The following is a 6,970-nucleotide window of genomic DNA, read 5'->3' as shown; positions in this document are numbered from 1 at the left end:
TTGGAGGTACTCAGGCGGCCTGATTATCAAATCACGGAGAAAGAATTGCTGGCGGCCTGGGTATTATTCGCCAATCAGTTGCTCAAATATGGCTATGCTATGGCTGATTTATGAGGGGATCCTTCAGTATCAAGCCAGTGCAGCGAGGCAAATAGCAACCTTCACCCAAGAGTTAGTCAACCATGTTGAAGAAGAAATTCAGATCGCAGGCACCGATCTCAAGAGTGATAGTACCTCGTTTGTCATCCTCATCTTTTGTGGAGGTATTCTTTATTGCTTTTTTATCTGGCTCACCAGTTGGCACTTTATTGCTAAAGGTATTATTAAACCCGTGATTGAGACTCGTGATGCAATGAATGCCATCGCCAATGAAAAACTCGATACCCAAATGCCGATTACCGATAACCTTGAACTACAACAAATGGTGAGTTCACTTGAAACCCTAAAAACCTACGCAGCTCAAGTTAAAGCGATGGCAGAAACCGATGGACTCACTGGATGCTATAATCGCCGCTATTTAGATAGCCAAATACTAAAAGAATTGAGTTACGCCAACGATCATAATATGCCATTGAGTATTGTGATGTTCGATTTAGATCACTTTAAGGAATTTAATGATCAATATGGCCATGTGGTCGGTGATCAATGCTTAAAACAGATCGTCGAGGCCACCAAAGCAATTCTACAACGTCCCACAGATATTCTAGCTCGCTATGGTGGTGAAGAATTTATGTTACTCTTGCCCTCAAGCCATATTGAAGATGCTTACAAAATTGCCGAACATCTGCGCGAAACCATTATAGACTTGCATATTCCCCATCAAGGCTCATCAAACATAGGGATTGTCACCATTAGCTTAGGAATTGCCTGCTGGCAACCTCCGCAATTACTCGATGCAAACAAGCTGATAAGCCATGTTGATGAGGCGCTCTATCGTGCCAAACTAGCAGGGCGAAATCGCACAGAAGTCTTCATTGGCGCTCACTAACACCACTCGTACCGCATTAAGCCGCTCACTGAAAGCGTTTTATTTTTAACCAAAGGATTGAGTTCAGTACGCTCAATCCCCATTAGCTAATATAACTGACACCAATAACACACTGAGGGACTATGCTCGCCAGTTTAACGATTCTAATATTTGGCCTCAGTGCGATTGCTTGGTTGGCCTCCAGTCGTTGGCGCAAAAACCTCCGTCGTAAACAAGTGATGGCAAGCCCCTTTCCAAAGACTTGGCGAGCAATACTAAAAAGAAGACTTCCATTTTTTCATGCATTACCTGCAGATCTTCAATTGCAACTTAAACGTCATATTCAGGTATTTTTAGATGAAAAGCATTTTGTTGGCTGCGATGGTTTACTCATAACCGATGAAATTCGAGTCACTATTGCTGCCCAAGCATGCCTACTGCTACTTAATCGCAAGACCGATTTCTACCCTAAACTAAGACAAATTTTGGTCTACCCCGATGCATTTATAGTCGACAGCCAACGACAAGATCCATCAGGCTTAATCAGGGAGCAACGTAACGTACTCGCTGGAGAATCATGGGAGCAGGGACAAGTAATACTTTCATGGAAAAATACGCTTGAAGGCGCTGCCAATCCACACGATGGCAACAATGTTGTCATCCATGAGTTTGCCCATCAATTAGATCAAGAGGATGGCCACGCCAATGGCGCCCCAATTTTAGCTCGTGGCCAAGATTATCTGTCTTGGTCAAGCGTATTTAATCAAGCATTTAATGAACTAGTTGAAGATACTGCCGTCGGTAAACCAGCCCTATTTAATGGCTATGGGGCTACCAACCCAGCAGAATTTTTTGCCGTAGCGACCGAAGTTTTTTTTGAAAAACCAGCAGAACTCAACCAAGAACATCCAGCACTTTACCGAGAATTAAGTCATTTCTATCAAGTTGATCCGCTCAATTGGCACTGATGTCATTACAAAGTAATAAACACAAGGAATACCCTATGACAATAATAGCTAAATACAAACATCTTTCAGCCACTTCGCATAATGCCACTCGGCAAAATTCAAGTCGATTCTGTACCACTATGTTCATTCTTGTTGTGGTCGCGTTACTCTTCAGCTCGAATAACCATGCTAATGATAGTAATGCCATCATACCAGCAACAAGCGGCATATCAGTCCCATCTGCCGATGAACAAGCCGCAGCTCAAGTACTTGATCAATTGAATCAATATTCCAGTAGTGCCGATTGGGATAAATATTTTTCACTGTATCGTCAGGATGGGATTTTTATCGGAACGGATGCGAATGAACGTTGGGGAATGGCAGAATTTGAACACTATTCCCGTCCCACAAAAGGCTGGCGCTACGATTTAACTTCGCGCCATTTAGTGCAACATGGTGATGTAATTCTGTTCGACGAACTGCTCAATAGTCCGAGTTATGGCGTGAGTCGTGGTACAGGAACATTAATCAAAACCAATGGAGAATGGAAAATAGCTCAATATCATTTAAGTTTTCCCATCCCCAATGGTATAGCGAAAAAAATCACTGCTGAAATTAAAAAAGCACAGTAAATCGTTATTTTAAGGACACGGTAAAACACACATTTGCCAGCTGTGAGAAGTGGATGAAAGCTTGAAAATCCACTTCTGTAAAACACCTCTCAGATGGTCCTCTGTCTGCATAATAAAAGCCGATCACTTTATTATCCACCAACAAGGGCGCCACTAAAAAACCCGACTCTGGCAATTGCACTTTTAACTCACGACATTGTTCTTGCCATTTTTTGGCACTCGGATTATCAACCCAAAGTGACTCCTTATGCTCCATCGCCATTGGAAATAACCCCTTCTTATCCCCAAGTTCGATAATAAATAATCGTTTCATTTCCTCTGCATCTCTGCCAAGCATAATTCTTGGCTGTAGCTGTTTACGGCTAGGAGACAACAGCAACACACCACAGCGATCAACTCCAACCCCCTCTAAAATACCCTCAAGTACGGTTTGCATGATTTGATTAAAATCGGCTTTATTGATTGCAAAAGCTGTAAGCTCACGCAGTTTAGCTAATTGGATATTTAAATTGGCGGCAAAAATCGGTAGTTCTACTTCTGGCAAACGAGACTCAAGCTTATCGAGCCTCTTGGGATCAGGTAGATAGTCAATCAACACTTTAGCGCCATAGGCTTCAGCTAATTTATGGGTCGCCTTGGTACAACGCTGCATTCTTAAGGTAAATTCACTCTCATCCAGCCCGGTAAAGTTGGCCGCTTGAGTTATAAATTTCTCAAGATCGATCTGATCTGGTATCGCCACAGAGAGCGTTTCGCAAAGTTTATCCGCTAAAAATATGCAGCGTATTTCAGGACGAGCGTCATCGGGATTATTTACCGCTTGGATCAATAATTCCCCCAATCCCCAATGGCGAGCAATACTCTGGGTTAGTTGTGAAAAAGAGGTACCTAATGATTCACGAATAAGAGTTCGCTCTTCTGCTGGAGTTTCACATTTCGTTAATTGGCTATCGAGGGTTTCGGTAAATTCTCCCCCGATACTCCAAAACGCACTCTCACCAATATGAAAAAGCAAACAGGCTATAAAGGCCTCCTCTTGAATATCATCATCATAATGACTGAGCATCATCCGAGTTAACATCGCAGCTTGAAATGCCTTAGCCATTAATTTGATTAATCTTTGATATACTGAAGGCGAGAGGTTTTTACTTTCTAACAAGCTAGATAATAATTGTGCAGTGATACAAATATTACGAACTGCATCAAAACCAAGCACAATAGCGGCTCGGCTTACAGTAGAAATTTGCGTACTGCCCTTATGGTAAATAGCGCTATTTGCGACCCGCAAAATACGTGATGTGAGGGCGTTATCATGCATCACGCTACGCCCTAATAAGGCAAGTGAAGAAACGTCATCCTTGGCAAGCTTTTCTAACGTTTGGACGGTGGAACAAAGCGCTGGCATTTCCAACTCACTTATCCGTTTTGTCCAATAATCAACCCCTTTATTAGTATTATTAGGTTTCAACCTAGCTTTCCCTTGATGGTTTAATGTTATTGTTTTTAGTATAGATAGGCTTAAAAAATTCGCCTTGCATCTGGTTCACAATTCAACGATTGATTTTTAAATCCGCAATAGGCTGAACTGAAAACAAAGAAAAGCCCAAGGTTTAACTTGGACTTTAATCAATTACGCCTGCAGATGTAATTTAAAAACCCGCAGTACTTTATCAATATCCTGGCGCGAGACATCTTTATGGGTAACAAAACGTATGGTACGCCCAGGACTAATCAAAATGCCCTCATTACGACAGCGTTGCGCTAAGGCCTGTTCATCGATATGAGAAGCTAAGGTTGCAAACACCATATTGGTTTGAACGGATGGCAAGTCAATTTCAAACTCGTCTAATAGGCTTAACTGTTGGGCCAGATATGCAGCGTTTTGATGATCATCTGCCAATCTTTCAACTTGCGCAGTTAGAGCTAACTCCCCCGCAGCTGCTAGAATCCCAGCTTGACGCATACCGCCACCAAGCATTTTTCGCCAACGCGTCGCTTTTTTAATGAGGCGTTCATCGCCTAAGAGTAACGATCCGACTGGCGCGCATAATCCCTTTGATAAACAGATCGAAACAGAATCAAAGTGTACGGCGATATCAGCAATAGCGATCCCTTGTGCCACTGCGGCATTAGCCACTCTTGCACCATCTAAATGAATTTTTAAACCGCGCTGAAAAGCCAGTGCCTGCGCATTGGCAAGATAGGTTTGGGGCAACACTTTCCCCCCGATAGTATTTTCCAAACTCAGCAAGCGCGTTCGGGCAAAATGAATATCATCAGGCTTGATTGCCGCTTCAATTTCGCTAAGAGCAATAGTCCCATCTAATTGATTTGTTAGCGGTTGTGGTTGAATACTACCTAACACCGCCGCACCACCACCTTCAAATTTATAGTTATGAGCTTGCTGACCGCATAGATATTCATCCCCGCGCTCACAATGCGACATTAATGCAAGTAGATTGGCTTGGGTGCCAGATGCCGTAAAAAGTGCTCCCTCAAAACCAAACATCTCGGCGGCCATGTCCTGTAAACGGTTAACGCTCGGATCATCACCATAAACATCATCACCCACTTCAGCCCTCGACATGGCTAAACGCATTGCCTCAGTAGGCTGGGTTACAGTATCACTGCGTAAATCTATCATTTTGTCCTCAACTTCTTCTGCCTATCCCCTATGCGCATGTCAAACACGCCTAGCGACTCTAGCCTTAAAGGAAAAAATTGTATAGCTTGCTGATATAGCTGCCGATAAAACATACAACCTAATGTGGAATTTAATCTGATATAATTGATTTATATCGAATAAATGGCAAAACTTGGCGTTATAACGTTTAAAAGCTACAATAGCCAACTAGGATGCTCCTGCTAAAGCTGCTAAAGCAATGCCAATCTCCTAGTGATTTTGACTGCTAGATATTAAACATAAGGTGATTTGTGGTGAATATATCCGTAATGCAATGGATTAAACTAGCCTCTTTAGCATTGAGTTTAACCCTAATGCTACCAGCTTATGCGTGGCAGGATACAGATCAAGATGGCGTGCCCGATATTAAAGATGCCTGCCCCAACACAACCGCTAACACTAGGGTGATGGCAAATGGCTGTGTTTATGAAGTCGAAGCCACGGCCACTACTATTCAATGTAATCTCAATGACCCCAGCACCTATTCAGCTCCTGATTGTCATCATATTGAGACAGCCATTGTGTATTTTGAGTTTGCGATAGCAGAGGTAGATTTATCGCAGTGGAAAGCATTAGCCTTAGTCAAAGCATTTTTAGAGTCAAATACTGATGTTCATTTAATCTTGGTTGGGCACACAGATATTGTCGGCACACCTGAGTTTAATTATCAGTTATCACTTCAACGTGCGCAAAATGTGAAACAAATTTTGGTTGAAGACTATGGATTCAACCCAAATCGCTTTACCGTTGTCGGTAAAGGTATATCTGAACCAGTAGCAGATAATCGTTCCAGCGAAGGTCGCAGATTAAATCGACGAGTACAATTTTTCGTCAATAATAAGTAGTTTTGTTAGCGTATTTTTAGGGAGTAATTTAATGGAAAACCTTGAAGGCTTATTAAAGCAGGCTCCAGATCTGATCATGACCTATGGAGTGAAGATCTTATTTGCCCTTGTTATCTTTTTTGTCGGTAAATATTTTTCCGGCGTTGCGCAAAAGGTAGTGCGAAAGCTGCTCAACAGCCGCAAAGTTGATCCAACGGTGGTCTCTTTTGTAGCCAACTTATCGTGGGCTGTTGTGTTTGTCTTCACCATTATCGCCACCTTAGGCCAAATTGGTGTGCAAACCGCATCTTTAGTCGCGGTTATCGGTGCCGCCGGTTTAGCGATAGGTTTAGCGCTGCAAGGATCATTATCTAACTTTGCTTCAGGCGTGTTAATGGTGTTATTCCGCCCATGTCGCGTGGGTGACTATATTGAAGCTGCTGGTATTGCAGGCACTGTTGATGAAATCACCATTTTCTCAACTAAATTACGCACGCCAGATAATAAGGTTATCGTTGCGCCCAACTCTTCAATCATGAATGGCACGATCACCAACTACTCTGCCTTAGAAAATCGTCGTATCGATTTAGTCATTGGCGTGTCTTATTCTGCGGATATTGCCCAGACTAAAAAAGTTTTAACCGAGATTTTAGATAACAACCAATATGTGCTGAAAGAACCGGGTTACACCGTGGGTCTGTCTGAACTAGCAAATTCTTCAATTAACTTTGTAGTTCGTCCTTGGGTAAAAACGGCGGATTACTGGACAGCTCGTTTCGAGATTTTAGAACAAATCAAAAATGCGCTTGATGCAGCCAATATTGAAATTCCATTTCCACAAATGGATATTCATGTAAAACAACTGCCCGAGAGCAAATAATCAGCAGTGATATTAGAAGGCCGGTGAAAACCGGCCT

Annotated in this window: 6 protein-coding genes and 1 pseudogene; 5 read left to right on the top strand and 2 right to left on the bottom strand. The window is 42.5% G+C overall.

Translation table 11 applies throughout. From position 1 onward, the window contains the following. Window positions 1-121: 121 nt before the first annotated feature. The 3 genes and pseudogenes from AEA42_RS11890 to AEA42_RS11880 form a co-directional block, all read left to right on the top strand. Window positions 122-988 (top strand): annotated as a pseudogene (locus tag AEA42_RS11890) (diguanylate cyclase); the annotation flags it as partial. A 122-nt stretch (window positions 989-1,110) separates the two neighbouring features. Then, window positions 1,111-1,935, top strand: coding sequence for a M90 family metallopeptidase (locus AEA42_RS11885; protein ID WP_037429412.1), 825 nt, complete (start codon window positions 1,111-1,113; stop codon window positions 1,933-1,935). A gap of 35 nt (window positions 1,936-1,970) precedes the next feature. Then, window positions 1,971-2,546: a nuclear transport factor 2 family protein gene (locus tag AEA42_RS11880; RefSeq protein WP_051714171.1), complete on the top strand. Its 576-nt coding sequence runs from the start codon at window positions 1,971-1,973 to the stop codon at window positions 2,544-2,546. A 4-nt stretch (window positions 2,547-2,550) separates the two neighbouring features. On the opposite strand, the gene AEA42_RS11875 is transcribed toward AEA42_RS11880, so the two are convergent. Next, window positions 2,551-4,014 carry an HDOD domain-containing protein gene (locus AEA42_RS11875; protein ID WP_037420732.1) on the bottom strand — a complete coding sequence of 488 codons (1,464 nt, stop codon included), beginning with the start codon at window positions 4,012-4,014 and terminating at the stop codon, window positions 2,551-2,553. Window positions 4,015-4,176: 162 nt separating this feature from the next. Continuing rightward, window positions 4,177-5,190 carry a low-specificity L-threonine aldolase gene (gene ltaE, locus AEA42_RS11870; protein WP_055647827.1) on the bottom strand — a complete coding sequence of 338 codons (1,014 nt, stop codon included), beginning with the start codon at window positions 5,188-5,190 and terminating at the stop codon, window positions 4,177-4,179. 308 nt (window positions 5,191-5,498) lie between these two features. Between ltaE and AEA42_RS11865 the strand changes: the two genes are divergently transcribed. Together AEA42_RS11865 and AEA42_RS11860 are read left to right on the top strand one after the other, a co-directional pair. Further along, on the top strand, window positions 5,499-6,074 hold the full coding sequence (locus AEA42_RS11865; protein WP_055647826.1) for an OmpA family protein: 576 nt from the start codon (window positions 5,499-5,501) through the stop codon (window positions 6,072-6,074). Between the two features lie 31 nt (window positions 6,075-6,105). After that, the gene (locus tag AEA42_RS11860; RefSeq protein ID WP_037420742.1) at window positions 6,106-6,933 is read left to right on the top strand and encodes a mechanosensitive ion channel domain-containing protein; all 828 of its coding nucleotides are present in this window, start codon (window positions 6,106-6,108) and stop codon (window positions 6,931-6,933) included. The last annotated feature ends 37 nt before the right edge of the window (window positions 6,934-6,970 follow it).

The organism is Shewanella sp. Sh95, assembly GCF_001308045.1.
In the GTDB taxonomy this organism is placed as follows: domain Bacteria; phylum Pseudomonadota; class Gammaproteobacteria; order Enterobacterales; family Shewanellaceae; genus Shewanella; species Shewanella xiamenensis.
The sequence above is the reverse complement of the archived record's forward strand: the minus strand, read 5'-3'. Positions and strand labels throughout refer to the sequence as shown.